Origin of the sequence: Devosia pacifica, from assembly GCF_014652635.1 — a bacterium.
GTDB lineage: Bacteria > Pseudomonadota > Alphaproteobacteria > Rhizobiales > Devosiaceae > Devosia > Devosia pacifica.
Window position 1 is genome coordinate 1,185,752 of sequence record NZ_BMZE01000001.1, and the last position, 26,743, is coordinate 1,212,494.

The window sequence follows — 26,743 nt, forward strand, 5'->3', positions numbered from 1 at the left end:
TGCAGCGGCCCTCAGGGCCGCTGCTTCATCGCCAATACCACGCTATGCGCCAGCCGGTCGGACCTGCATAGCGGTGCGTTGATCGGCTCCGGCTTTGGCTCTGGCGCAACTTCGCTGCCTGGCACCGCCGGCTTCAGGTCTGGATGCGCGTGAATGCTGACCATTTCCTGTGCGAGTTGCTCCAGCCACCCATCGCAAGACGGCCGCTCTAGGCACGGCGCGCCCTGCAATGCCGCCGGCTGCACTTCTCCCGGCTGTCCGCCGAACACGAACGGCACGCCGCGCCGCCGCAACTCACTAGCCAATGTCAACAATTCATCGCGGCCGCGCCGCGTATCGAGGATCGCGCCATCGATCGTGCGCGGCCCCATCATCAGGTTCTGCGCATAAAAGCAGGTCGGCGCCGGCCCCAGTACCGAGGCGCCGCGCGCCTTCAGCGTACTCGAAAGCTGCTTCGCCTGTGTCTGGTCGTCCTCGACCACCAATATGCGGCGACCCTTGAAGTCCGGCCCTGCCCGGCCGTCTCCAGCACTTACGCTCTCTATAGACATAGACACCCGCCCTTCCTGGTATGAGCGGATATGCCGAAAATCTCGATCTACCCGGCAGATCGCTTGATCCATACGCAGGATCAGTGCGTAACTGCTATTGAAGTAATCTATCGATTGTCGGTCACCCGCCCAGGGTTGCAGGATAAACGTGGTGTTGCGGCGCGGGTTCACCTGGGTTCGTTAACGTACATCAACCATCTGCCAGCCAGAAAAAAGGGCGACCCCGTGGCCGCCCCCCATATCGCTCTTCTGAAACGCTATTTGCGTTTGCCGAGGTCGCGGCGTGCCCGCTCCTCCTTGTCGAGCTTCTCGAAGCTTTCGATCACGCCGTCCGTTTCGCCCTTGGCATCGGCCTGGGCCTGGCGCTGGTCCGGCACATTCAGCTGGTCGTCGCCCTGCAGCGAATTGCGGCCCTTGATATCGGAGGCAAGGTCGAACTCGTCGGTGCGCTCAACGCCGTCATCAGCCCCTGCGCCCTTGGCACCCTGCTGTCCGCGGGAATGTTTCGGGTTCTTGTCTTCAGCCATGGTCGGCCTCCTTTCGTTGTTGCCGCAACAAACGAGAATCCGGCCCGGTTGCATCACGATCCGTCGCTAAGGCCGCCCCTGACTAAACACAGATTAAGTTTGGTCACCCGCCGGACAAACCCCGCCTCGTGGGGAACATCCGGCCATTTGGCAGAATTGTGGCAGTGTTGATCGCGGCAAGACATCCTCGTCGCAATGCTGAACAACGCTTGGAGGCTCAATGCAGCAAGGTCCGCAAAACGGATCTACCGAAATCGGGCGCCTGCGCCCGTTCCTCGCAAATCTCGCCAGCCATGTGCATCTGGGCGAGGCAGACCTGCGTGGAATTGCGCAGCTGGTCACCGAGTGCCGCAAGGTGCCCCAGCGCACGGAGCTGGTGCAGGGCAAGCAGCAGTCCGGCGAAGTCCAGGTGATCCTTTCCGGCTTTGCCTGCCGCATAAAGACCCTGCATGACAGGCGCCAGATCACCTCTTACCTCATCCCCGGCGATATCTGCGATCACCGCTATCTCGCCGATCGCGCGCCGGATCAGTCGGTCTGCGCCATCTCCGCCGTCGAGGTTGCGCACATTCCGGTAGAGGCGTTGACCGATCTCTGCGAACGCCAGCCACGCATCATGCGCGCCCTGCTGCGCGTGTCGGCCATCGATTCAGCCATCGCCGCCGAATGGATGGTCAATCTGGGCCTGCGCACTGCGCAGCAGCGCGTCGCTCAATTGTTCTGCGAGCTTTATGCGCGGCTGCGCGTCGTCCAGCTCGCCGGCAGTCAGGCCTTCGATCTGCCGCTCACCCAGGCCGAACTCGGCGAGGCGCTGGGCCTCTCCACCGTTCACGTCAACCGTACCCTGCAGGATCTGCGCCGCCGCGAAGTCCTCACCTTCCGCTCGGGCCGCGCGATCCTTCACGATCGGCAAAAGCTCGCCGAAATCGCTGCCTTCGACAGCCACTACCTCGGCCTCAGCGACCCAACCCCCAACGAAGCTGCTTGATCCTCAAGCAATCCCCAGCCGCTCCAGCAGCGGCAGGCGCTTGCTCAAGAACACCTCCTGCCGCGCCGCAAGCTCTGCAGTGTTGGCCTCGGCAGTGTCGAGCGCCTTGCCGTCCTTCAGCAGCCGCTGGTTCTGTTGCGCCAGTATCGACCAGACCCAGGCCGGCGCATCGCTCCGCCCCTCCTGATGCGCCACAAGAAACAGCTGACCAAACCGGTCGAGCGGCACCCCGCCCCCCGTTACCGGCGATGCCAGAAACTGTAGATCCTGCGTTTCCATCGCGCGCCAGCACACTGCCGTGTTGAACGCGCGCGTCTGCTCGGCCCGCGCCGCATCTCCTTCTGCATCGAGGCAAGGCTGCACATGCCCGGCCCCCGTCAGCACCGTCAGCGCCTGCAACACGCTGGAAAAGCTCATGCCCGACAGTTCAGGCCGCTCCGTCAGCTGCTTTACCGTTGCCGGCCCCTCAGCCAGCGCATCGGCAATCGGATCATAAATGTGCTTTTGCAAGTCCGCTTCGCCGCGCGCCCCCATCACCTTCTCAGGCACATCGGCCCGGGGCGTCGTCAACGCAAACCGTGTCGCCAGCCACTCGGCGCGTTGCGAGGCGGCGCTGTGCCCCACGCTGCCCTTGGCGAACACATCGCGGCGGAATTGCTGGTTCACCATGAAATCGCGCAGTGTCTGTTTGCGGGTCGGGTCGCTCTCCCCATCGAGAAACTTGCGCTGCTCATTGGTCAGGTTCACCGGGTCGATCTGGTCCAGCAAATGCGCCGAACCGATGAACTGCAGCTTGGCCTCGCTCAGCTCCGCTGCCACATCGGCGAAATAGAACGGCGTCCAGTGCTTGTTGAAATATTCATGCGCCAGATAATTGCGGTTCTCGCCCTTCAGTTTTTCAAACCGTTTGCCAATCACCGGGCTCTGCCCGAAATAGGCAGGCTGCACCGCCTGCAACCGCTCGACAAAGCCGATCGCCGCATCGATCCGCTCGGTCAGTGTGCCGCCCGTCTGGTGCTCTTCATTGGCCAGCAGCCGCCGCAGCGGCTCTCCCGATGCCCAGCCCGGCAAGGCATTGTAGCTGATATAAACCAGCCCGCCCGGCTTCAGCCGCTGGCGGATAAATTCGACAATGTGCTGCCGGTTCTCAGGGCTGATCCAGCTGTAAATCCCGTGCAGCGCAATGAAATCGAACTGCGCCGGCAGCGAAGGCTCCGCGCCGAGTTCGGCAAAGCTGTGGTCGAAAAACTGAATATTCGGCGTTCCCGCCTCCCGCGCCAGCCGCCGCGCCCCGGCGATCTGCCCGGGGTTGAAGTCCGTCGCGTAAAACGAAATCCCTGGGTTTGCCGCCGCCAACAGGTTCGTAGAAAACCCCTGCCCGCACCCAAGCTCACAATAGGTCGGCCGGCCCTCGTCCGGCCCCCTCTGCCCCACACACAGTTGCACCAGCCGCAAAAGCGCCGGCGTCAACTCGCGATAAAACCCATGCGTATAGGCAAGATCGGCCACATAGCCGGCAGTCCAGGTGCTCATCTGCGGTGCTCCAATTAATCAATAAAAGAAGCCCCGCCGCGCTTGCGCGACGGGGCTGCTTTGCACTCGGTAAATGAGCTTACGACTGGGTCACATCGCCAGTGCCGAGGACATAGCCGTCGACCATGCCAATAAGAGATACTTCTGTGTCAGCAATCGTAGTATCGCCACCATTGGCTACGCTGTAGACGTAGGAATCTTCGCCGTCGTTCAGCACGAAGACAAAGTCCTCGTTGGCCTCGACATCGAAGCCTTCATCAAGATAAGCCGCTACGTCGGCAAGATCGGTGAAATCAGCAATGGTCTGGGTCCCACCAGTGGTGATCGAGTCTTCAGAAGCATCCAAAGTCACGACGACAGTAAATGTATCGGTAGGATCGTACTGAGCAGCCAACTGTGTGGTGACGGATTGTTCGCCACCCTTACCCGCTGCTAGCTCGATATCAACGACATCACCGGAGTTGAAGCCTGAGATTTCATTGTATCCTGCCACCGAGATCGAAACGGTGTTGTTGCCGTTGCCTGCCAGGTCGATCTCGTTCGAGCCAGCTTTGCCGTCAATGTCGTTATTGCCATCGCCACCACTCAGGGTGTCATTGCCGCCAGCACCAACGATGGTGTCATTGCCACTGCCGCCCATGATTTCGATAGCGCCGCCACCGTTGATGGTGACGCCTTCATTGCTGAAGTCACCTGTGAGGGCCGAAGCATTAACGGTGGTCAGGCTGTTATTGTCGAAGAGAGACGCATCTACATCGACATCGCCCGAGCCGGAGAAGTTAATGGTCTCCAACTCGTCCTCAGTGCCGTCGGCGCCGAAGAGATCTGCCTGGTTCAAGGTCAGATCGGAAACGCTCGACAGGTTGAGTGTCTCAAGCCCACCGATGTCAACCTTACCGCCATTAAAAGTGACAGTGCCGTTGCCGGTGAAGTTGAGCGTCGCTTCGTCGCTGCTACCATCGTCTTCAAGAGTCAATTCGCCTGAAGCATAGGTCGAGTTATTGTTGTTCTTAATGTTGACAACAATGTCGTCTGCTGCATTCTCGAACGTAAAATCAGTCAAAGCAGCAGAAGCTTCAACGTTCACGACGCCGATCGACTGAGCATTCTCCAGATCGATGTCTGGGGCATTGCCAGTCTTCACCGTCAGGTTCTCTACATTGGTGAGCTTCGCCCCAAACGAGCCGGTCACGATCAGCGTGTCGTTGCCTGCTCCGCCATCGATGACGTCGTCGTCATCGGTGTCGCTAGTGGTGATCGTGTCATCCTGAGCGGAGCCGGTGAACTTTAGGTCATCGATGCCGGAAGCAGCAACAGCCGAAAGATCGATTGTAAGCTTGCCACCAAGGTTAGCAGCCGAAACGGTCTCGACGTCGCCATCAACGGTCAGTTCGAGGTTCTGCTTGCCAGTCAGGTTCAGTGTCTCGGCACCATCAACTTCAAGCGTACCAAGCTTGTTGGCGCCCGTGCCGCCGCTCATCACGGAGACGGTTTCGACGTTTTCCGTGCCATCTGCGTTGATGGTCAGGTCGCCACCGCTCGCGCCTTCAAGAGCGACATTGACCGTGTCGGTCTTGCCCGAGAACACGCCAGCGCCAAAGTTGGCAGTGGTGTCTGAAGACGTGCCGCGCACACCGATTGTCGCAGCAGCCGAGACATTATTGAACGTCACGTCGCTGCCGGTGAGGCTACGATCGTTCCACAGCTGCTGAACGCCGCTGAACGACACTGCATTCACCGAATGCGGCGTACCACCGTCAACGTTGCGGGCATTGACGATCTCGACATTCGAAACCGAAACGCCTGCGCCGACATCTGCCTGGAGCGTGATGTTAAGGGTATCGGTGCCGCCCTTGCCGTCAATGACGTCGCCAGCCTGAAGGGTGGTATCGGAGACACCATTGAACGTGTCATTGAGCGAACCGCCGGACACCGACTCGACCTTGTCAGTCAGCGGGACAGTCATGCCAACCGGACCCTGCGGTGCGTTCGGAACGACCTGTGCAGTGATGTAAGCCTGGGCCTGCGCTTCGGTCTTCACGGTGGTGTCGTCAGCAGTGATGCCGTCGAGGTACTCACGGCCGAGCTCGGCAGCCTCTTCGCCCTGGTAGGCGAGGATTTCTTCAGCAGTATCGAGCGAGTCGGTGAAGGCCTGTGCCGAGGCAACCTTGTTGTCGATGATCTCGCGATCGGTGCCGGTGGCGCCGTCGAGGATCTGGATGGCGATCGACTGCTCGGTGGCAGCGCCGGAAGCCAGCAGGTTCGTGTAGAATGTCAGGCCGGCTGCATCAGCCTGGCGGCCGAACAGGTCCTGATAGATTTGGTTGACCTTCTGAGCATCGGTCAGCCCTTCGAAGCGCTCCATATACTCTTCCGAGTTCGACAGATCGCCAACAGCGTCGAGGTTCGCACCATCATCGGTGGCCTCGACGTAGTAGTTGTAGCCGATCGGATCGGCCGGGCGCCCGAAGAGCGCTATGTAGACTTCCTGAATGGTAGCCATGGTGGTTCCCTTTTCCTCAGTGACCGTTGTTTGGGGTCGTCGGTTTGCTAAGTCCTCGAGCTTATGGTTGTCAACTCACGCAACCCCTCTCCTGCCCAGCCAACCCCTGTTCAGTCCACGTTAACTTTTCACAAACCACTGAATTTACATTCTTTTCTTCGATATCTACGGCAGACTACGTAGGTAATCAGGTCGCTGCATACGGTTAACTACTTGCTGTACAAGCGGTCAAGCATTCACTATTGCTGCGGGTTGAGAAACCACTGTCCCTTGAGGCCGGCCACATGTATTCACATCCGCAGCAGGGCAAGAGCGCCGACACGCAGGAGCTGCGGCGTGAAGCTGGCCGTTGGCTGCGTGAGCGTCGTGAGGCCGCCGGCCTGAGCCAGCGCGAAATCGCCGAAAAGGTCGGGCTTGAGTACTATACGTTCATCAGCCAGATCGAGGCCGGGCGCGGCCGCATTCCGCCGGACCGTTACCTCTCATACGCCCATGCGCTCGGGCTCGAGGCACGCCCGTTCGCCCGCACCATGATGCGCTTTTATGATCCGGTGACGCACGCCATCCTGTTCGAGGATGCGCCGGAGGCCGAAACCGCGCCAGAGAGTGGGGACAACCTCAAGCAGCGCCTCTTGCGGCTCGAGCAGATGGTCGCGCGACTCACAAAATAGACCAGCCGCTCAACCGTTGAACGGCGTCTCCGCCACACCCTGCCACGTCCCCTCAAGCGCAAACACATTCCCCGCCTCTGCATCCGCCGCCTCCGGCGTCAGCGAGGTGATGTAGAGCGTTTTCAACTCCGGTCCGCCGAAGCACGGCTTTGTCGGGTTGCTTGTCGGCACCTCCACCGCACAGTCCACCCGCCCCTCGGGCGTCAGCCGCAAGATCCGCCCGCTATCCGTCGCCGCGATCCAGTAGCACCCGTCGGTATCGATCGCCGCTCCGTCGGGCCGCCCGCCGAGTTCGGCGAAATCCGCGAATACCCGCACAGCATCGAAGCGCCCCGCGGCGCCGTCATAATCCGCCACCCACACGCAGCGCTTCGAGACGTGCGAATCCGAAAAATACATCCGCCCGCCATCCGGGCTGAATGCCAGCCCATTCTGCACCACGAACCCGTCACGGTGCCGCCGGCAACCCATTCCATCAAGGCTGTAGAGCGCCCCTTGCGCCCGCTGTGCATCCGCCGGCTCCAGCATGCTGCCGGCCCAGAACCGTCCCTGCCGGTCGAGCGCCCCGTCGTTCATCCGCATGCCTGGCATATCCGCCAGCATCGTCTCGAGCGGCTCCAGCGCCACCGCCGCATCGCCCTGCGGCATGCCGAGCCGCGCAAAGCCGGAACCGGTCGCCGCGATCAGCCCGCCATCAGCCGCAAGCGCAATGGCGCCGATCGTCTCCGGCGTAGTGTGAATACTATGCGCGCCATCGGCCCCAAGCCGGTGCACTGCACGCCCGGCGATATCCACCCACATCAGTTCTGACGTATGCGGGCACCAGATCGGCGATTCGCCCACCGCACAGTGGCTCGCGCACACACGCTCGGCCCGCAAAGTCATGGCGTCTCCTCAAAAACCGGTCTCGCACAGCATTGCACGATCTGATGACCGGTCGAAAGCCCGCCTCAGGCGCAAAGCCTCTCGCGCACCGTTCCGCGCACGGCCTCGAGCGCCGCCACCGGATTCGCCGTCTGCTTGCGCAGCGCATTCGCGGTCTCTGCCACGCCGCCATATCCAAGCGCCAGCGCCGCGCCTTTCAGCGTGTGCAGCGCCGCGTCATAGGCCGCCAGCTCATCTTCGCGCCACGCCGAAATCGCCTCTTCCGCCAGCCGCTCGACATCTGCTTCGAACTGCACCAGAAGCCCGGCGAAGGTCTCCTCGCCCAGCTGCTCGCGCAGAACCTCCTGATACGCCGTGTCCACCGTCCATTCGGCCGCACCGGCCTCATCGTCAGACGGCGCGCCGGCCTCGACCGCCTCCTCATCGGCTGTCGCCACCCCCTGCCGGCGCAGCACCTGAGCCAGCTTTTCGGGTGTCGCCGGCTTCGACACATAGTCGTTCATTCCTGCGGCAAGGCACGCATCGCGATCGGAGGCGAACGCATTGGCAGTTAGCCCGGCGATCGGCACGTCGATTCCCTGCTGCCGCAAGGCTCTTGTCGCCGCCAGCCCGTCCATCTCCGGCATCTGCATGTCCATGAAGATCATCGAGAAGGCCAGCGTTCCCGCCAGGTCCACCGCCTCGCGGCCATTGCTGGCCGTTACCACATCGAGCCCCATGGCCTCCAGAAGGCCCGCAGAAACCTCGCGATTGATCGCATTGTCATCCACCACCAGAACAGTGCCGACGAACCGGCTCGGCTCAACTGGCGCCATGCAATGCGAAACAGCACGTTCCGCTTCCGCAAGCGGGCGCGCCGGGGCCACCGGCAGGCTAAACCAGAACGTGCTGCCCTGCCCCGGGCGACTCTCGACATTGATTGTTCCGTTGAGCGCCTCGACCAGGCGCTTGCTGATCGCAAGCCCCAGCCCGGTGCCACCGAACGAGCGCGTGCTGGAACTGTCGATCTGGCTGAAATCCTTGAAAAGGAGAGGCATGTCCGCCGCAGCAATACCCTTGCCGGTATCGGTCACGCTGATCTTAAGCTCCGCCTCGTCAACCTCCGCCATTACCCGCACGCTGCCTTCGGCGGTGAACTTGACGGCATTGCCGACGAGGTTCAGCAGCACCTGCCGGACGCGCGCCGGGTCGCTGGTGACCTCCCAGTCCGGCCACTCCATGTCGAATTTCAGCCCCGCCACCTCCGCACGCGGACGCATGATCGTTTCGACGCTTCTCATCACCTCGGCCAGCTCGAAGCTGGCAATGGCGAGGCTCGCTGCGCCAGCCTCAAGCTTCGAGTAATCCAGAATATCGGTGATCACATCCAGCAGCACATCGCCCGATTGTCGAATGCTCACCACATGCCGGGCCTGTTCCGGTGAAAGCCGCGATTGCTGCAACAGGCTGGTCATCCCGAGAATGCCGTTGAGCGGCGTGCGTATCTCGTGGCTCATCGTGGCGAGGAAAGCCGATTTCGCCCGCATCGCCTCGCGCGCCTCGAGCGCCTTCTTGGCGTTGCGCCGGCCGAGCAGTTCGATCGCCCTGCCGCTGCGCGAAATGTGTGCGATCTGCACGCCGAGCAGCACGATCAACATCACCAGCGTCAAGGTCAGGGCCAGGGTCGCGATCCCAATGCGCCAATACGCATCGAGGTCCTTGCGCCGCTCCTCGACGCGCAAGGCATTGGTCTCCGCATTTGCTGAAACAATCAGCGCATTGCTGGCTTCAATCACCTGCTCCGCCGAGGCCAGAATCTCAGTGAGCAGCGCATCACGCCGTGCCGGCTCGTCCAATAGAGCATCGATCGTTGGTTCAAGGTCCTGAACGATGTCGCTGACCGCCTCGGCCCTTTCTCCCAATTCGGATTGCGCACCGAATGGCACCGCGTAAGAGCCATCTCCCAGCAGTGTCACGCGGCTATAAAGCAGATCGTAACGCAGAATGAGCGCATCGATGTCGCCACCGGTCTGGGCAATCAGCGTCGCTTCCACCAACCGCGCAGCTTCACGATCGGTTTGAAAGGCCGCCCACACCGCGTCCTCGCGAATACTTCTTTCGACACTTTGCTGGCGATCGCGCAAGCCCGCGAACATCCATACCGTGCTGGAAAGAAGGATCACGCTGATCAGAGTCAGCAAAACAATCGCCAGTCCAAGACGTGGCGAAGCCTTGCGTCCGAGCTTCGCCAGCACCTTCGCCATGCCCTACTCGACCGACATCGCGGTGACCTGCCATACCGACCGGCCGAAATACACTTCGTTATAGAGGTCGGGATTCTCGTCAAACGGATAGATGACGAAGAGCGGCCCTTTGTCCCGAACGGAAAGCGTCTCGCCATTAATGCGCGTCGCGAAAATCACCTCGTAATCACGAAAATCCGCGACAGGTATCTGCGCCGAATAATCATTGAGCGCGGTGACCGTGACGGTATCTCCATCAGCCCCGACCGCATCGAGCAAGGCTTCGATTTTGACGCCGCTGAAGCTTTGAACCCCGTTATACCAGGGCGTTTCGCTCTCAGTGACCCGCTGCGGCAACGCATCGAGCATTTCGAGGTCGAACCGGGCTTCGCCGTCCGCATTGGTGTTTGCGATTGTGCCGGTGACCGTGAGCAGTACCGGCCCCATCGGTTGCGGCAGGTCGTCAGCCAAGGCAGACCCGATGCCGGACAGACAGAGCAGCAAAGCAGGGATCAAAACGCGCATTGCGGTGCCTCCTCAGGCGGCGGACTCACAAAAACTAGGGCTCACGGTCTCGCTGATGCGCTGCCAGCCGGCCTCGAAGCTCGCAACACACGCGGGATCGAAATGCCGGCCGCTTTGCCGCACGATTTCAGCTCGTGCCTCCTGCAGGGACCAGCCGGACTTGTAGCTTCTGACACTGCATAGGGCGTCGAACACATCGGCCACGGCGGTAATCCTTGCGGAAAGCGGAATGTTCTCTCCCGCAAGGCGGCCAGGATAGCCGGTGCCATCCCACTTCTCGTGGTGAAAGCTTGCAATATCTGCCGCCATGCGCACGAGGTCGGAGTCGCCGTCAGCCAGAATCTGCTGGCCGATATCGACATGCCGGCGCATGACGTGCTGCTCCTCTTCATCCAGCGGGCCGGACTTCCTCAAGATGGCGTCAGGCACACCAATCTTGCCGATATCATGCAGCGGCACAGCCAAGCGCAAGGTGCGCACATAGTCGACTGGCAGTTTCAGTCCTTCAGCGATAATCTCTGCGACACAGGCGACCCGGTCGACATGGCCGCTGGTTTCATTGTCGTGAAACTCGAAGGCTCGCGCCAATCGGCGAATAATTTCTTCTTCGCGCTGGCGAATGCTTGCCGTTGCCTCTTCCACTTCGCACGCCAGTTCAACCGAACGACGCATAGAGGCCTGTTGCGCCTGTCTTAGCGCCAGCAGATTGGTAATGCGCAAGCGCAATTCTATCGGGTCGACTGGTTTCGCCAGAAAATCGGTGGCGCCGGCCTTGATCGCGGCAAGCCGGACCTCCCGGTCGGCATCGCTGGTAATGACCACGACCGGAACATGAGCATGGCTCGGCATCGCACGCAGCAGCGCCAGCAATTCGATACCGGTCATTCCAGGCATGACGTTGTCGACCACAACGATATCGCAGGCATTGCGCTCAGCATCTGCAAGGGCGGCTGCCCCAGTGGTGAACCCTTCGACGGAAACACCGGGCATGCGGCCAACGATTCCGCAAAACACCGCCAGATTCGTCGGATTGTCTTCCACCACCACTATGCGCATTCTGCCGACCCCCGTGACCGCACGAGAGATTTAATAAGTTCTGGTCTGGAACCAAAGTGGCTTCTGTCCGATTGGCTATCGAAGCTTTAACGGTGGGCCGGACAAACCCGGTTTCATGCCCGCATAAAATATGACTGTGGAACTATACAAAACCTCTGCAGATCGATACGAAATCGGTTTTATATGAGCTAGTTACCGGCCTGGGCAAAATCGGGGGCTACTTTCAATGTCGGAAAAGGACGTTTTTTCACTCGCCGAAAGGCGCATGGCCGCATCGGGTCTGCGGCTCAACAATGAAAGGGCCGTACTCACCACGGTCATCCTGCACCCGGGGTATTCGGCCGCAAAGATTTCGCGAGTGACTGGGCTCGGTCCGCAGTCTGTCTCACGTATTCTGGTCGAACTCGAAGCCGCTGATCTCGTGCGTCGCGGACAGGCACAGCGTGGCAAACGAGGACAGCCAGCAGTCCCGATTTTCATCAATCCCGATGGCGCTTTTTGCGTCGGGTGCGAAATCGGCTGGCGCAGATACCATGTGCTGATGCGAAACATTGCCGGGGAGGTACTCTTCGAAGAAGAGGGCGATTATCCCTATCCGGACCCGGACACCTTGATTCAGCTCATATCCGCGTCCGCGAGGCGCATGGTGGAGCGCCTGCCGAAAAAGCACCAAAAGCGTGTATCGGGCCTTGGCGTGGCAATGCCCGGGAGCTTTCACCGCAATGTCGACTTGGTTGGGGGCAAGGCTGAGACCGCCGTCCAATGGCGGGATATCGACATGCAGGAAAGACTATCTGAGGCTTCCGGGCTGGATGTGCTGCTGATAAACGACGGCAACGCGGCGTGCTGGGCGGAACTCGTGGTGACGCCGCCGCCGCGCCCACCTGACTTCGCCTATCTGCTGGTCGGGGAGTTTGTCGGCGCCGGCCTGGTGGCCGGGGGGCGTCTCTGGGATGGCCCGACAGGCAACTCGGCTGACCTCGGAGCGATGCTGGTCTCGGACGGAAAAGGCAACCAGACATTTGTACATTTGATCGCGTCGATCTTCGCGCTTCAACAGCGCCTTAAGGAGGCTGGCATGAAACGGCCCGAAGGCCATCCCTACGAATGGGATTGGGAGCGGCTGGAGCCTGTTGCGAGTACGTGGATAAAGGATGCCGGGCTGGCGCTGGCGAAAACTATCATCAATGCCAATGCGGTCGCGGACTTTGAGCGAGCCGTTGTAGATGGAATTATGCCACGGCCCATCGTCGAACGCCTGGTAGACAGCGTGAGATCCAACATCGAGGCGTTGCCGATTTTGGCACACGATCATCCGGCAATCGAGATCGGCCGGCTTGGCCGATCGGCGCCCGCATTGGGGGCGGCGTTGCGCCCAATGTTCCACAAGTTCTTCTCGCGCGAGTTCGAGGACATTGCCAACGAAAAAGCCGCCGCGCGTGCCTGAACCGGCCGGACGCCTGATGACATTGAGATGTCATCAGGCGTGGCTAGACACAACGCATGAAAGAAACACCCGCCCTTGCGCGCACCCAACTCTGGCGGGGCTGCGCGTATGAATGATGAGCCGGCTAGTGAGGTCGAGAATACTGCGTCGGGCTCGGCCGCCGAAGTGTTTAGCGCCTTTCTCAAACTTGGTTTGACCGCCTTTGGCGGGCCGATCGCCCATCTCGGCTATTTTCGCGACGAGTTCGTCACCCGCAGACAGTGGCTGCGTGAAGATGACTACGCCGATCTCGTTGCCTTATGCCAGTTTCTGCCGGGGCCGGCCTCTAGCCAGGTCGGGTTCGCGCTGGGCCTGCGACGCGCCGGGCCGCTTGGCGCGCTGGCCGCCTTCACCGCCTTTACCCTGCCCTCGGCGTTCTTGCTGATCGCCTTCGGTTTCGGCGCCGGCCTGTTCTCCGGCCCGATCGGTTCTGGTCTTTTGGCAGGGCTGAAGGTCGTCGCGGTGGCAATCGTTGCTCAGGCCGTCTGGGGCATGGCCAGGGCCTTATGCCCCGACAGGGAGCGCGCCAGTCTCGCCATCGGCGCTGTGCTGCTCGTCGTCTTTGTCGGCGGCGCACTCGGTCAGGTGGGAGCGATTGTGCTTGGCGGCACTCTGGGGTTCTGGCTGTGCCGTGGAGATCCGAAATCCTTCGGCGCTGGCGCCACTGGCTTCCGCGTCCCGAGACCCTTCGGCATTGCCGCGCTGATCGTGTTCACTGTCCTGCTCGTAGTGCTACCGTTTCTTGCCGCGCTTGGCGGGCACGGGCCCCTCTCCGTCTTCGAGGCTTTCTACCGCGCTGGTGCGCTGGTCTTCGGCGGTGGCCACGTCGTCTTGCCGCTTCTCGAGGGCACGGTTGTTGGCAATGGCTGGGTTACGCCCGACGCCTTTCTCGCCGGCTACGGCGCGGCGCAGGCAGTCCCCGGTCCGCTCTTTACCTTCGCGGCCTATCTCGGCACCGTGCTCGCGCCGGAACCCAACGGAGTGCCGGGTGCGCTGATTGCGCTGCTCGGCATCTTCCTGCCAGGATTTCTGGTCTTGGTCGGCATCCTGCCTTTCTGGGACACATTCCGGCGTCAGCACTGGGCGCAATCGGTCATGCGCGGCACCAATGCCGCTGTGGTGGGCATCCTAGGGGCCGCTCTCTACGATCCGGTCTTTATAGCGGCGATCGTGTCTCCCGCGGCATTCGCGCTGGCGCTCGTCTGCTTTGGATTGCTGACCGCTTGGAAAGCCCCGCCCTGGCTCGTCGTCTGCGTTGCTGCGGCCGGTGGCGTCGTCCTCGGCCTCTAAGAAAAGCGGCCGCTGAAAAGTGGTCGGCTCAGCGCGTCTGACTAGCGCCTTCACCGATCGCCCCTGCGCTAATCTCAGCCAATAAAATGCGCCCGCGCAGTAACGATTTGAAATTTCTCTGAAACTTAAAGCGCTTCCCTTGCGTAACTCCGGCAGCGTCGCACCGAAAACGCAAATTACGGGAAGAGATTAATGGCTAGCATTCAGCAGATTTATATCGCCTTGTTCGGCCGTCCGGCCGATCCGGGTGGCCTGGAATTTTATCAGGATCGTACGAACAATGGTGCCAACCTCGAACCAATCCTTGGTCAGTTGGCGAATTCGCCGGAATATCTCGACCGCTTCGCGGGCCAGTCGCAGGAAGAGATGATCAATCAGATCTATATGGATCTGTTCAATCGCCCCGCCGATGATGAAGGTCTCGCCTTTTATCTCGATCGCCTCGAGAGCGGCGAAATGAACATTGGCAACATCGCCGTCGCCATCCTCGATGGCGCGCAGAATGCCGATGCCGAGATCATCGCCAATAAGACCGCATACGCCAATGCCTTCACCGCCTCGCTCGATACCGAGGCCGAGCGCGATGCCTACAATCCCGACACCGTAGACCTAGCGCGTGATTTCATTTCCAGTATCGGCGCTGATGACGACATGGTCGATCAGGGCCGCGTCGATATGGTGGTCAACAACATCGCCACCGCCAACCCCAACGCCATCACGCTGACCGCAGAGACCGGCGAAGCCATCATGGGCACCGCTGGCGCTGATCAGATCAACGGCGTCATCGGCGGCGACAATGCCACCGTCAACACCTTCGACACCATCAACGGCGGCGCCGGCAACGATACACTGAACCTCGTCGTCAGCGCTTCGGACGACACCGTCGCCGATCCGGTCGACCCGCAGATCCGCAATGTCGAGACAATCAACGCCCGCTTCGTTGAAGCCGGTGCCGTTGTCAGCCTCGCCAATGCTACAGGCGTCCAGACCGTCTCGGCTTCCGAAAGCACCGCATTCGGCCAGTTCACCGAAATCGGCAATGTGAGCAATTTCCGTGTCTCGGATCAGGGCTCCGTCGGCTTTGAGGGCGCCACCGCCGCAACGCTGAACCTCACCCTCACCAATGTCGCCGATCCCGATCTCGATGTTCAGAACAATCTCGAGCTCGCCACCATCGATTTCGACGACATCGTCGCCGGCACCCTCAACGTCAATGTCCGCGACAGCGCCGCCGCGCTCGGCGTCGCCAACATTTCGGGCGGTGTCCAGGGTGAAGACACCATCGAACAGGTGTCGATCAATTCCACCGGCACCACCGGCCTCAACGTCATCGGCATGAGCGGCACCAACAACCTCACCGATATCACCATCACCGGTGACCAGACGCTCACCCTCGCCGCCGGCACCGTGGCCGATGGCGCCATGCCCACTGACGGCATCGATGCCGATGGCTCCGATGACAGCGATCCCGAATTCGCCTTCGATGGCTTCACCGCCGTCGAAACCGTTAACGCCTCCTCCTTCACCGGTGATCTCACCATTCTCGGCCTCGCCAATGCCGAGGGCGACGTCACCGTGCGCTCCGGCAGCGGCAATGACACCATCACCACCGGCGTGGGCGATGACTTGCTCGTCGGCGGCGCCGGCAATGATACGCTCACCGGCGGTGCTGGCGACGACATCTATGGCGGCGTTGCCGGCAACGACACCATCAACCTTGATGGCGGCGGCAATGACGAGGTGCACTTCGATGCCGGCACCGGCACCGATACCATCAATGATTTCGATGTGAGCGGCTCTGACATCGACGTCATCTCCTTCCTCGATAATGGCGCCATCAGCTTCGCCAATTCCAGCGAGGACATGGTGCGCGGCGATGCCGATCTCGATGCCGCCGATTTCTCCGAGCTGACCAGCCTTTCGGCCACCACCACGGCGGATGACCAGAAGGTCGTGCTGCTCGATGGGTCGTACACCACCAGCCAGCTCACCGGCGGTCTTGGCGCCGAGGCGGAGTTCTACCTCGTCGCCCAGAACTCAGAGACCGGCAATGCCGAGATCTACTACGATGCCGATTGGTCCGATGCCGCCGGCCGCGAACAGATCGCAACCCTTGTCGGCGTCGATGCGAACAACCTGACGCTGAACAATTTCGACGTCTACTGATCTGCAAGCCATTGCGAGACCTTTCCGAGGGGCGGCCCACCGGGCCGCCCTTTCTCGTGCGCGCCACCCCGCCCTGTGGATAAGCTGTTGAAAGCCTCAACCCTTCGTGAGCGCCCCATAAGGGGGTTTGCGTATGTGTCGAGCGCGCAACGACGAGAGTCTTTCGACTCACGCTGATCACATTTTCGATTCGCAAGTACTCGACGAATCAGCGGTTTAGCTCGTCAACCCGCCGGCAAAACCGCCACCGGTTAACTACTCATACACCTTAACCATTGCTTAACACTGCGTTTAGGGATTTAACTCCCGGATACGGGAAAACCCGTAACTAGGGAGTAGTTGAAATGGCAAGTATTCAGGGAATCTACATCGCGCTGTTTGGGCGCCCGGCAGACCCGACGGGCCTCGCGTATTATAACGGCGTAACCAATAACGGTGCCGACCTGTCGGCAATCGGCGATCTGTCGTCGTCCGCCGAGTATCAGGATCGCTTCACCGGCATGACTTCGGAAGAGATCGTCAACTCGATCTACCAGAGCCTGTTCGAGCGTGATGCCGAGCCAGAAGGCCTCGCATTCTACACCGCTCTCCTCGAAGAGAGCTCGGCCAACATCAATACCATCGCCATCCAGATTCTCGATGGCGCGCAGAACGAAGATCTGGCCACCATCAACGCCAAGATCGCCGCTGCGGAAATCTTCACGGCAAACCTCGATCTGCAGGCTGAAGTCGATGCCTACCAGGGCGACTTTGCTGCACAGGTTGGCCGCGACTTCATCAATGAGGTCGATGCTGATGACGAAGGTACGAGCGACGAAGCTGACGCTGCGATCCTGCGGCTTTTCCCCGATCAAGGCCAGGGCCCCGGCGGCGGCGCAGGCGGCGGTGGTGGCGGTGGCGCACCAGACAGCGGCGCCGGCCCCGATACCCAGGATCCGGTTCTGACTTCCGGCACGACTGCATCGATCGCCGAAAACTCGGCTGCCGACACACTGGTCTACACGGCAACCGCTACCGATAATCGCGCCATTGATCGGTTCGAAATCAGCGGCACTGATGCTGCTGACTTCGCCATCGACGAGGACACCGGCGCAGTGACGATCAATTCATCGCCCGATTTTGAGACGAAGGACAGCTACACATTCGACGTTACTGTTTTCGATCTCGCTGGCAACTCCGACACTCAGGAGGTGACGATTAGTATCACTGACGTTCCGGAACCGAAGACCATGAGTTCAGCGTCTATGACGCCGACCAGACGATTACCGACTGGGCGGCGGGCTCAACCATCGAGGTAGACAGATCGGACGCAGGTAATTTCTCATACTTCGAGTATTATTACGAGGCGGACGACGCAAGCCAAGCGCGGAGCTGGCTCGATAACTTGTCATACAACTACGATTACTTGGACGTGATCGCTGTACAATATGACAATGGAAATGGCGGAACAAACGTCTTGGTCGGTTTCGACGACAGCGATGACGGCAACTATATGGACCTCTACGTTGTGATAGAGAACGTAGGCGTCGCTGACATCAGCAAGTCCGACTTTGACTTCGTTTAGAAGTTAGTAAGTACTGATCGGGCGGCATGCCATGCCGCCCTTTTTTTGTCATCATTCTGAAAATAACTGCGGCATTCTTTGCCCTCCAAGGGCAGCTTTGCCGCAGAGCTAATTAGGCCGCCCTGCCCTTCGGGCATTTCCCCGCCCCCCCCAATGCTGTTTAGCACCATGGAGCGCTTCCATCGGCGAGTTAGAACAGCAACCGCTGCCCACAGCCGAATCTTCCCCGCAGCATTAACTATCTCTAAATGGCGGACTTAGCTAAAGTCTCTGTCTTGAGACAGAGGGAATTGCCTCCGCGAACCCCCGCGCTTCAGTGCCAAAGAATCTCGGAAACTTCCGGCCCTTTTGGGAGCGAATATGGTGCTCCGCTTCTAGTTACCACTTGGCATGCCGCCCGGCTAAGGGCGCCATAGGCACGCCTAAGTTGACGTCGCGGCGAGCGCGCAACTGACGGATGGACGCAGCTAGCTTCACTCTTCCATCGGGAGAAACAAAAAAGGAGGGGCCGAAGCCCCTCCCTCAATCTGATCGAACCGATAGGTTTGACTAGGCAGTGTAGATGTCGAAGTCGGCGCGGCTAAGACCCTGAAGCTGTGCTTCTGTGGTGATGTTCTCGAAGTTAGCGAGAAGCACCGGAGCACCGCCGGCACCCGTAAGGCCGTCATAGTACAACTGCGCCATCTCTTCTTCTTCATTGAACGCCATGAAGTAGAATGCTTCGCCTGCATCGGCCCCGGCAAGAGCGTTGGACTGATTCGTGATGGCTGTCTGGTTCGCGAAACCAGTATTGAAGACAACCAAGCCATCTGCATGCACGGTGCCGTCAAAGTCACCGAAGCCGCCCAGCTCCACATAGTCGTCAGCAGCAAGATCACTGTTGCCAACTATGCCGTCCTCAAATGAACTCCCGAAGAAGCCGGCGATCTTGAGCAGTGAGATAACGTCTTCACCCGACGTAAAATCAGTCACAGTGTTGATGTCAGTTGCAGCAACACCGGTCATGGTATTGCTGAAGTGGAATTCGTCATTGCCAGCACCGCCGGTCAACTCGGAGGAACCACCGACGCTACCGCCGAGGATGTCGTCGCCGTCACCACCGTCGAGATCGCTGGTGATACCGTTGCCACCGCTTGCGCGCAGCACGTCGTTACCGGCGCCGCCATCTGCGGTCACATCAGCAGTACCAGCTGCAGCGATGACGTCATCACCAGCGCCAAACATGATGTCGACTTCCGCACCGCCAACAGTCAGCGCAACGTCGCCATCAAAGCCAGTGGAGTCGAAATCTTCGGTGCCCGAACCAATAGCGAGCGTCAGTTCGCCTTCGCCTGTGACGGTAACGTCTTCAGCATTGGTGAGGGCAGTGAGATCGGCGTTGTTGTCATCGCTCATGACCGAAATTTCGATCGCGTCGATGTCGCCGTTGTCACCCGAGGTGAAGCTGATGGTGAAGTTGTTGGTGTCGTTCAACGCAAGACGAAGCGTTGCATCATCATCCAACTCATCGTCATCGAAGCCAATCGAATAGGTCTCGGCATCAGCAGCGTTCTGAACGCCGAAAGTTGTGCCGGCCTTGGCATTGACAACGGTGAAGGTATTGTCCTGAGCTACCGACCAGACCTGCTGCACACCAGTGGCATCTTCGAGATCAATGCCGAAACCAGCGCCGCCATCAGTGAGAAACACGTTCTCGACGCTATTGAGCGTCGGAGCAACAGTTCCAGTAATGGTCGCGTTCAGTACGTCAACCGACTGACCACCATTAATGGTGTCAGTGCTCTGAAGCGTGTTCAGCGTGGTGGCATTGAAGGTATCGCCACCGGCTGTGCCTGTGATGTCGTCGACACCGCCGCCGAGAGTGAAAGTGTCACCAGTACCCACACCAGCCTCAATATCTGCGATCGCAGCATCGATTGCAGCCTGATCAGGAATGGTGTCGTCATCGGAAGTGATGCCGTCGAGGAACTGGCGGCCAGCTTCGGCAGCGTCTTCACCAACATAAGCACCGATTTCGGTCGCGGTGTCGATCGACGCAGTGAAGGCGTTGGCAGCCTCAACCTTGTTCGCGATGATTTCAGCGTCGTCGCCGGTTGCGCCGTCGAGAATGCGGATAGCGATATCCTGCTCGGTGGCAGCGCCAGTGTTCAGCAGGTTGACATAGAATGCCAGGCCAGCTGCGTCAGGCGAACGGTTGAACAGATCCTGATAGATCTGTGTAACCTTCTGGTTGTTGTTAAAGCCTTCGAAGCGGTCGGTGTACTCTTCCGAAGCGGACAGATCACCGACTGCGTCGAGGTTGGCACCGTCATTGGTGGCCTCGATGTAATAAGCCAAGCCAGCCGGATCGGCCGGGCGCCCGAAGAGCGCGATATAGACTTCCTGAATGGTAGCCATGGTTGTTCCCTTTTCCTCGTGACCCCCGCGCCGCAGGGGTTACCGTTTCGCTAGACTCATCAACCAAACGTGTCAAGCCGATTCGTATAGCAACTCGCACACACCCTGGTCGGATATCGCGGTCGATGCGGACAATTACCCAACTCAATGGGCCGGTCAAGCCCGATTTTGCACGAGAAAATCACATTTACCGTCTGGTGACCATGATACGCCACACTGTGAGTTGCCATATCTCACCACTGTCATAATGGTGTGAGTTACTGGACAGCTAGTACAGATGTCGCTATATGGTTGCGCAACAGGGTCGAGCCACAGCCGATCCACGAAAGGATTGACGGGTTCGCCATGTACGCCCATCCACAGCAGGGTAAGGACAACGAGACGGTGCAGGAGTTGCGGCGTGAAGCCGGGCGCTGGGTGCGCGAGCGACGCGAGGCGGCGCGGCTGAGCCAGCGCGAACTCGCAGCGGCCGTTGGCCTTGAGTACTATACCTTCATCAGCCAGATCGAATCCGGGCGGGGCCGCATTCCGCCCGATCGCTATGAAGCCTATGCCCGCGCGCTCAAGATCGATGTGCGCGTCTTCGCCAAGACGCTGATGCGCTATTATGATCCCGTGACCTACGGCATTCTCTTTGCCGAGGAAGACCGCAAGCCCCGCGCCGAGGACGAATCCCCCAACGCCCTGCAGGAGCGCCTGGCCAAACTCGAATCCATGGTCGCCAAACTCGCCGCCCGCTGACCCGGCGCGCACAACGGCACCCTAGCGGCCTGCCCCTGCTCTCCCGTTGCCCCCTCCGGGGGCGAACGCGTTCCCCATTATCCGTCGTCACCGGCGGGCATGTAGCGGCGGTCCAAACCGTTAGCGCAGCGGCGAGACCGCAGCCCTGCGCGCGGCGCCACAACGTACATAGGCCGCATCCGGCCCTCCCGTCGTCACCTCCCACGCCCAGCGCTTTTCCTCATTTATCCGTCGCCACCACCGGGCTTATCCCGGTGGCCCACACTGCCCAGCGCCCTTCGTCCGACGCCTGCCGCGCTCGCGCCTCCCGCCGCCAGCGCCCGCCCCAACCCTCGCACCCCAGCTGCCAACGCCCGCCCCAACCCACGTCGTCACCACCGGCCCTGTCCCGGTGGCCCAGCGACCGCTAGGTCACGGGGTCCGCCGCCTCAACGCCCTCCTCGTGTTGTTATATCTCCCGGCACGCGTGGATCACCGGGATAAACCCAGTGATGACGAAGCGGGTGCAGTGCCCACCCCCCGCACCCCGCTGGCCGCTGGCCGCCGCATTGATCAGAGCCCTCCCGCATCCGCCGGCGCTTTCGCATGCCTGAAAACGTCCGACGCCCTTCGTCCGACGACAATCGTGCGCACCGTCCGGAAGTCGCTCGGGCGCGTCAGCCTGCCGCCTGCAGCCGGCTTTCCAGCCGCTTCAGCCGCTCCTCGAGCGCCTCGATCTGCCGATCCACCGCTGGACCAGCCGCCTTTGCATCAAACCCGGTCGATGCCGGCGCCGGCGCGCTGTCACGTTCCGTCTCGAACAGCAGCCGGTGGGTCACCGGGTCGTAGTAGCGCAGCATGGTGCGGGCAAGTTCTCGCGCATTGACGCCGAGCGCGCGGGCGTAATCCTCATAGCGATCCGGCGGCACCCGCCCCCGTCCCGCCTCGATCTGGCTGATGAACGCATAGCGCTCGAAGCCGAGCCGCTCGGCCAGTTCGCGCTGGCTGAAGCGCGCCGCCTCGCGCTTGTCGCGCAGCCAGCGCCCTGCCAGCCGGCGCAGGGCCTGAACCTCGTTGGGATCAACACCGTGTTGCGGATGCGCGTACATTGCCGGTCCACCTGAATGAGCATCGGGTGAAGCAACTTTAGCGCAAGGCTTGGTGTCACTTGACTTGGGCCGATTACCTAGCGGGAAACCCGTAGGCGCGACGCTTTGGCCGGTCTCCCCCGCCTCCCGTCGCGCGTTAACGTGGTGTTAGCGTCTGGCTACCAATTGGTGACAGATCCGTCACGGCGCTTGAGGTGCGGTGCTTCCCAGAACGCAAAGCTCTGATTCGCGATCAGTGCCTCGTTAACCTCGATCCCGAGCCCGGGCGCATCGCTCACCGGATAGTGCGATCCCTCGAGTTTCGGCTGCACCGGGAAGAACTCGGAATTGTCGAACCCGAGATGCGTTTCTGCAGGACTTGCGCGGGTTTCAAGCCACGAAAAGTTCGGCACGGCGGCAGCGAAATGCACCGTCGCAGCGGTGCAGATTGGGCCCAGCGGGTTGTGCGGCATCATGTCGACATAGTGCGCCTCGCTCCATCCGGCGACTTTCATCGACTCGGTCAATCCACCGACATTGCACACGTCAATACGGTTGAACTGATGGATATCGCGCTCGATGAACGGCAGAAACTGCCACTTTGACGCAAATTCCTCGCCGATCGCGAACGGGATATCGGTCATGCGCCGCAGGGCTTCGTAGGAGCTCGGGCTTTCGTCGCGGATCGGTTCTTCCAGGAAATCGAGAGTGCCGGAGGGCATTTTCTGGCAGAAGCTCGCAGCCTCTGCGACGCTCAGCCGGTGATGGTAATCGATCCCGAGCACCACGTCCTCGCCCAGCGCCTCACGCGTCTTGACGCACCATTTCGCGGTGGTGGCGATGTGCTCACGCGGCTCGTAGATGTCCTTGTTCTCATGCCCGTCCGGTGACAGGCGCATCGCCGTCCAGCCGGCCTCGACCAGCTGTTTCGCCTGATCCACCATCGCGTCCCCGGGAGCGGCGTGGGTGGTTGCGAATGTTGGGATTACATTGCGCTGGCGACCGCCCAGCAATTCGTAGACCGGTACGTTCAGCGCCTTCCCCTTGATATCGTGAAACGCAATATCGAGCGCAGAGATCGCCGCCTGCAACACGCGACCGCCCTCGAAATACTGGCTGCGATACATTTCCTGCCAGAGCGCACCGATGGCGAACGGGTCGCGGCCGCGCAGAAACTCCTCATAATGCTCGAGCACACCGACCACCGCGCGTTCGCGGCCGGAGAGACCGCTCTCCCCCCACCCGTGAATGCCCTCGTCAGTCTCCACTTTAACCAGAAGCTGGTTGCGGACCCCCACTCGGACCGCATAGGCACGTATCGCCGCAATTTTCATGACGCGTATCCTCCAGTGAGCCCAGGTTAGGCCGAGCTTCGATTGTTGCTTTCTCGCCTGTACCACACTTGCGGCCGGCGTTCCGCGGGAACGGCTGCACCGACGGCTCGTTTGCCGAGTATTATCTCAGTTCAGCGGAACACATCATGCCTATATTGAGAGTGGCGCACATTGGCTTGGTGCTGGGTTGCGTGTTGCTCCTTGCTGCCTGCACTTTTCCAAGGGACCCGCGCGGAACCACACAGGCCGTGATAAACCGCGGGACCGTGATCACTGGACTCGTCGCAAGCGCTGAAGGCCTATCGGATGCGCGTGAACTCGCCGACGATGTGGCGAAGGATATTGGTGTCGAGCTTGAGGTCACATCGGGAACGGCCGAAGACCTGCTTCGCGGACTCGAACGCGGTCGCTTCGACATGGTCATCGGCGAGTTCGCGGCGAACTCGCCGTGGTCCGAGCGCGTCGTTTTTGTTGGCCCCGACCCTAACAACGTAACAAGCGATTTCCCCACGCTCCGGGCAGCCGTGCGCAAAGGAGAAAACCGCTGGCTGGCGCGCGTCGAGGCTGTGGCAAGGGAGCATTCCTGATGAACGAAATCCCCGAGGATATCCGCCCGCTGCTGAAAAAGGCCGTAAGGTTGGAGTGGTGGACTCTCGCCTGGCAAAGCTCGATCGTCGCTGTGATGGCGGCTGTACTCGGCTCGAGTGCGGCAATGAAGTCAGCGTGGATCGAAGACATTCTGGGGTTGGTCCCGGCAGCTGTCTTCCTGCTGTCTCTGCACTTCGAGGGCAAGCGCCCCACCAGTCGGTTTCCCTTTGGGTTCAACCGCGTCAACAGCCTCGCATTTCTGGTCTCCGCCACAGCTCTGGTCGGCATGGGTGGGTATTTGATCTTCGATTCCGCCATAAAGCTGTTGGCAATGGAACATCCCACCATCGGACCCACACAGCTATTCGGCTTTGATGTCTGGATGGGCTGGCTGATGGTTGCGGCGCTGGTCTATTCGGTCATCCCGCCGGTTATTCTGGGCAGGCTAAAGCAACCCGTGGCGCGCGCACTTCAGGACAAGGTGCTCCACACCGATGCGCTGATGCAGAAAGCGGACTGGATGACAGGGGTTGCCGGCGTCTTCGGCGTCATAGGTGTTGGTTTCGGCTTATGGTGGGCAGACGCCCTCGCCGCGCTCATTATTGCGCTGGACATCACCCATGACGGTTACCGCGCCCTGCGCATCGCGACGGCCGAACTGCTCGATGGCACGCCACGCGCACTTGATAGCAATGATATCGCCCAAGACGCAAAGGAACTGCACGCACACCTCGAACGTCTTTATCCAAGCGCGGTCATCCGCATGCGCGAGTCCGGGCGTTACATCAACGTCGTTCTTCGCCTGCGGCGTCGTCCAACTGCCGACAATAATTCCGAATCGTTCTGGCCGCCTCATGTCAAACGCCCGTGGCGGCTTGCAGAAGTTACTTTTGAAGAGGCGGCCCCATAGTGACAGACGCCAAGGCAGAAGTCCGGCAACCTTTAACTCTCAAGGAACTGGTGGAACGTGCTTCACGCGCCGGCAGCGGAGATACCGTAAAGGTTCAGCAGATTCTGGAGGAGTTGGGACAACGCTCGACTACCGCCTTGATGCTACTTCCAGCATTGTTGACGGTATCACCGCTTAGCGGAATACCATTGTTTTCAACGAGCGCCGGGCTTTTGATAGCGCTTGTGGCGGGCCAGCTTCTGCTGGGACGCAAATCCATCTGGATCCCTGGCTTTCTGCGCGACAGAGAGGTATCGCGCAAGCGGTACCAGTCGGCGATGGACAAGGTCGCAAAGGCGGCAAAGGTGCTGGACTACGTCTTCCGGCCACGCTTGCAAATGCTGACGCGTCGACCGCTATCATCCATCTTGCAACTGGCGTGCTTCCTGCTGGCTCTGGTCATGCCGGCACTGGAACTCATACCCACCAGTTCCAGCATCGTCGCCGCCATTATCTCCTTGTTCGGAATAGCGCTCGTCACACGCGACGGCATTGCGGCACTCGGGGGGATAGCAGGCATTTTCGGTGCAAGCTATCTGGCGTACACATGGCTGTGGTAACAAGCATAGCCAATGCTCGGTCCGAACACAGGACTGAATTCAATGCGGGTGCACGATGAACGATTGGTCGATCGCAACCAAAGACCCGGTATTGGTGACTGGTGCGACAGGTTACGTCGCCGGCTGGATCGTCAAATATCTGCTGGAGGCAGGCGTCACCGTCCATGCAGCGGTTCGGGACGCGCACAACAAAGACAAGCTACGCCACCTCGACGACCTTGCAGCCTCATCTCCGGGTACCATTAAGTATTTCGAGGCGGACCTTCTCAAGCCGGGCTCATATGGTGCCGCCATGCAAGGGTGCCGGATCGTTTTTCACACGGCCTCACCATTCAAGATCACTGTCGAAGATCCGCAGCGGGATCTCGTCACACCTGCCCTCGAGGGAACCAGGAACGTCCTGAAACAGGCCAGCGCAACGGAAACAGTTGAACGCGTGGTGCTGACCAGTTCGTGTGCAGCCATCTACACAGACGCAATCGAATGCCAGAATGCGCCCGGCGGTCGGTTGACCGAAGTCATCTGGAACACCACTGCGTCGCTAGAGTACCAGCCCTATTCCTATTCCAAGACGGTCGCAGAAAAAGCAGCTTGGGATATCGCCGAGGCACAGCATCAGTGGAGGCTTGTGGCTATAAACCCGTCGCTGGTGCTCGGCCCGGCGATCGGCGGAAAGCCAACTTCAGAGAGTTTCTCGCTCATTCGACAGATGGGCGATGGCACTATGCGTTTTGGGGCGCCAAATGCCGGGATCGGCGTGGTGGATGTTCGTGATGTCGCAAGAGCGCATATCGCCGCTGCATTCAATCCCGATGCACAGGGCCGCCACATCCTATCTGGGCACAATACGAGCTTTCTGGAAATTGCCCAAAGCTTGCAGCCGCGGTTTGGCGACCGCTACAAGCTCCCAAAACGTGCCTTACCGAAAAGACTGCTTTGGCTTCTGGCGCCGCTTGCCGGCTTTCCGCGCGCCTATGTGGAGCGCAATATCGACGTAGAGTGGCACGCCGATAACACAAAGAGCATCCACGCCCTCGGGGTGAACTACAGGCCGCTTCAGCAATCAAGCGAAGACATGTTCGAGCAAATGATCGAAGCAGGTCTCCTGCCCGATCGCTAAATGTCTGTTTCTTAGCCGAC

22 protein-coding genes and 1 pseudogene are annotated in these 26,743 nt (G+C 60.3%); 12 read left to right on the top strand and 11 right to left on the bottom strand.

Annotated elements, in window-relative coordinates; all coding sequences use genetic code 11:
• Positions 1–11: 11 nt before the first annotated feature.
• A complete protein-coding gene (locus IE127_RS05955; protein WP_189424262.1) occupies positions 12–557 on the bottom strand; it encodes a response regulator in 546 nt (181 codons plus the stop codon).
• 251 nt (positions 558–808) lie between these two features.
• Complete coding sequence (locus tag IE127_RS05960; RefSeq protein ID WP_189424264.1) at positions 809–1,078, bottom strand: hypothetical protein; 270 nt, start codon at positions 1,076–1,078, stop codon at positions 809–811.
• A 220-nt stretch (positions 1,079–1,298) separates the two neighbouring features.
• Here IE127_RS05960 and IE127_RS05965 point away from each other — a divergent pair, with 220 nt between their 5' ends.
• On the top strand, positions 1,299–2,066 hold the full coding sequence (locus IE127_RS05965) for a Crp/Fnr family transcriptional regulator (protein ID WP_189424266.1): 768 nt from the start codon (positions 1,299–1,301) through the stop codon (positions 2,064–2,066).
• 3 nt (positions 2,067–2,069) lie between these two features.
• Here IE127_RS05965 and IE127_RS05970 read toward each other — a convergent pair whose 3' ends face one another.
• A complete protein-coding gene (locus IE127_RS05970) occupies positions 2,070–3,599 on the bottom strand; it encodes a methyltransferase regulatory domain-containing protein (RefSeq protein ID WP_189424268.1) in 1,530 nt (509 codons plus the stop codon).
• Between the two features lie 79 nt (positions 3,600–3,678).
• A complete protein-coding gene (locus IE127_RS05975) occupies positions 3,679–6,102 on the bottom strand; it encodes a DUF4214 domain-containing protein (RefSeq protein ID WP_189424270.1) in 2,424 nt (807 codons plus the stop codon).
• Positions 6,103–6,386: 284 nt separating this feature from the next.
• On the opposite strand from IE127_RS05975, the gene IE127_RS05980 reads away from it, so the two are divergent.
• Entirely contained in the window at positions 6,387–6,773 is a 387-nt protein-coding gene (locus IE127_RS05980; RefSeq protein WP_189424272.1) for a helix-turn-helix domain-containing protein, read from the top strand.
• Positions 6,774–6,782: 9 nt separating this feature from the next.
• Here IE127_RS05980 and IE127_RS05985 read toward each other — a convergent pair whose 3' ends face one another.
• The 4 genes from IE127_RS05985 to IE127_RS06000 form a co-directional block, all read right to left on the bottom strand.
• On the bottom strand, positions 6,783–7,658 hold the full coding sequence (locus IE127_RS05985; RefSeq protein WP_189424274.1) for an SMP-30/gluconolactonase/LRE family protein: 876 nt from the start codon (positions 7,656–7,658) through the stop codon (positions 6,783–6,785).
• A 65-nt stretch (positions 7,659–7,723) separates the two neighbouring features.
• Positions 7,724–9,901 (bottom strand): ATP-binding protein, encoded by a 2,178-nt coding sequence (locus IE127_RS05990; protein ID WP_189424276.1) that lies wholly within the window; start codon positions 9,899–9,901, stop codon positions 7,724–7,726.
• A 3-nt stretch (positions 9,902–9,904) separates the two neighbouring features.
• Entirely contained in the window at positions 9,905–10,405 is a 501-nt protein-coding gene (locus IE127_RS05995; protein ID WP_189424277.1) for a putative pterin-binding protein, read from the bottom strand.
• 12 nt (positions 10,406–10,417) lie between these two features.
• Complete coding sequence (locus IE127_RS06000) at positions 10,418–11,461, bottom strand: HD domain-containing phosphohydrolase (RefSeq protein ID WP_189424279.1); 1,044 nt, start codon at positions 11,459–11,461, stop codon at positions 10,418–10,420.
• 226 nt (positions 11,462–11,687) lie between these two features.
• On the opposite strand from IE127_RS06000, the gene IE127_RS06005 reads away from it, so the two are divergent.
• The 5 genes from IE127_RS06005 to IE127_RS19560 all read left to right on the top strand — a co-directional run bounded on the left by IE127_RS06005 (position 11,688) and on the right by IE127_RS19560 (position 17,967).
• Positions 11,688–12,908: an ROK family transcriptional regulator gene (locus IE127_RS06005; protein ID WP_189424281.1), complete on the top strand. Its 1,221-nt coding sequence runs from the start codon at positions 11,688–11,690 to the stop codon at positions 12,906–12,908.
• 108 nt (positions 12,909–13,016) lie between these two features.
• The gene (gene chrA / locus IE127_RS06010; RefSeq protein WP_189424283.1) at positions 13,017–14,237 is read left to right on the top strand and encodes a chromate efflux transporter; all 1,221 of its coding nucleotides are present in this window, start codon (positions 13,017–13,019) and stop codon (positions 14,235–14,237) included.
• 192 nt (positions 14,238–14,429) lie between these two features.
• Positions 14,430–16,403: a calcium-binding protein gene (locus IE127_RS06015; RefSeq protein ID WP_189424285.1), complete on the top strand. Its 1,974-nt coding sequence runs from the start codon at positions 14,430–14,432 to the stop codon at positions 16,401–16,403.
• A gap of 344 nt (positions 16,404–16,747) precedes the next feature.
• Positions 16,748–17,701: a DUF4214 domain-containing protein gene (locus tag IE127_RS06020; protein WP_189424287.1), complete on the top strand. Its 954-nt coding sequence runs from the start codon at positions 16,748–16,750 to the stop codon at positions 17,699–17,701.
• Between the two features lie 113 nt (positions 17,702–17,814).
• A complete protein-coding gene (locus IE127_RS19560) occupies positions 17,815–17,967 on the top strand; it encodes a hypothetical protein (RefSeq protein ID WP_194599189.1) in 153 nt (50 codons plus the stop codon).
• Between the two features lie 549 nt (positions 17,968–18,516).
• On the opposite strand, the gene IE127_RS06025 is transcribed toward IE127_RS19560, so the two are convergent.
• Positions 18,517–20,364, bottom strand: coding sequence for a DUF4214 domain-containing protein (locus IE127_RS06025; protein WP_189424289.1), 1,848 nt, complete (start codon positions 20,362–20,364; stop codon positions 18,517–18,519).
• A gap of 345 nt (positions 20,365–20,709) precedes the next feature.
• On the opposite strand from IE127_RS06025, the pseudogene IE127_RS06030 reads away from it, so the two are divergent.
• Positions 20,710–21,006 (top strand): annotated as a pseudogene (locus tag IE127_RS06030) (helix-turn-helix domain-containing protein); the annotation flags it as partial.
• A gap of 755 nt (positions 21,007–21,761) precedes the next feature.
• On the opposite strand, the gene IE127_RS06035 reads toward IE127_RS06030, so the two are convergent.
• Together IE127_RS06035 and IE127_RS06040 are read right to left on the bottom strand one after the other, a co-directional pair.
• Positions 21,762–22,193 (bottom strand): helix-turn-helix domain-containing protein, encoded by a 432-nt coding sequence (locus tag IE127_RS06035; protein WP_189424293.1) that lies wholly within the window; start codon positions 22,191–22,193, stop codon positions 21,762–21,764.
• Between the two features lie 158 nt (positions 22,194–22,351).
• Positions 22,352–23,506 carry a mandelate racemase/muconate lactonizing enzyme family protein gene (locus tag IE127_RS06040; RefSeq protein ID WP_189424294.1) on the bottom strand — a complete coding sequence of 385 codons (1,155 nt, stop codon included), beginning with the start codon at positions 23,504–23,506 and terminating at the stop codon, positions 22,352–22,354.
• A 266-nt stretch (positions 23,507–23,772) separates the two neighbouring features.
• Here IE127_RS06040 and IE127_RS06045 point away from each other — a divergent pair, with 266 nt between their 5' ends.
• The 4 genes from IE127_RS06045 to IE127_RS06060 are packed head-to-tail and all read left to right on the top strand — an operon-like array spanning position 23,773 to position 26,723.
• The gene (locus tag IE127_RS06045; protein WP_189424295.1) at positions 23,773–24,093 is read left to right on the top strand and encodes a transporter substrate-binding domain-containing protein; all 321 of its coding nucleotides are present in this window, start codon (positions 23,773–23,775) and stop codon (positions 24,091–24,093) included.
• Positions 24,093–25,004, top strand: a complete 912-nt coding sequence (locus tag IE127_RS06050) for a cation diffusion facilitator family transporter (RefSeq protein WP_189424296.1) — start codon at positions 24,093–24,095, stop codon at positions 25,002–25,004. The genes IE127_RS06045 and IE127_RS06050 overlap by 1 nt, the downstream gene beginning before the upstream one ends.
• Positions 25,004–25,603 carry an exopolysaccharide biosynthesis protein gene (locus IE127_RS06055; RefSeq protein ID WP_189424297.1) on the top strand — a complete coding sequence of 200 codons (600 nt, stop codon included), beginning with the start codon at positions 25,004–25,006 and terminating at the stop codon, positions 25,601–25,603. Before IE127_RS06050 ends, IE127_RS06055 begins: the two co-directional genes overlap by 1 nt.
• A 55-nt stretch (positions 25,604–25,658) precedes the next feature.
• On the top strand, positions 25,659–26,723 hold the full coding sequence (locus IE127_RS06060) for an NAD-dependent epimerase/dehydratase family protein (protein WP_189424298.1): 1,065 nt from the start codon (positions 25,659–25,661) through the stop codon (positions 26,721–26,723).
• Positions 26,724–26,743 lie beyond the last annotated feature (20 nt).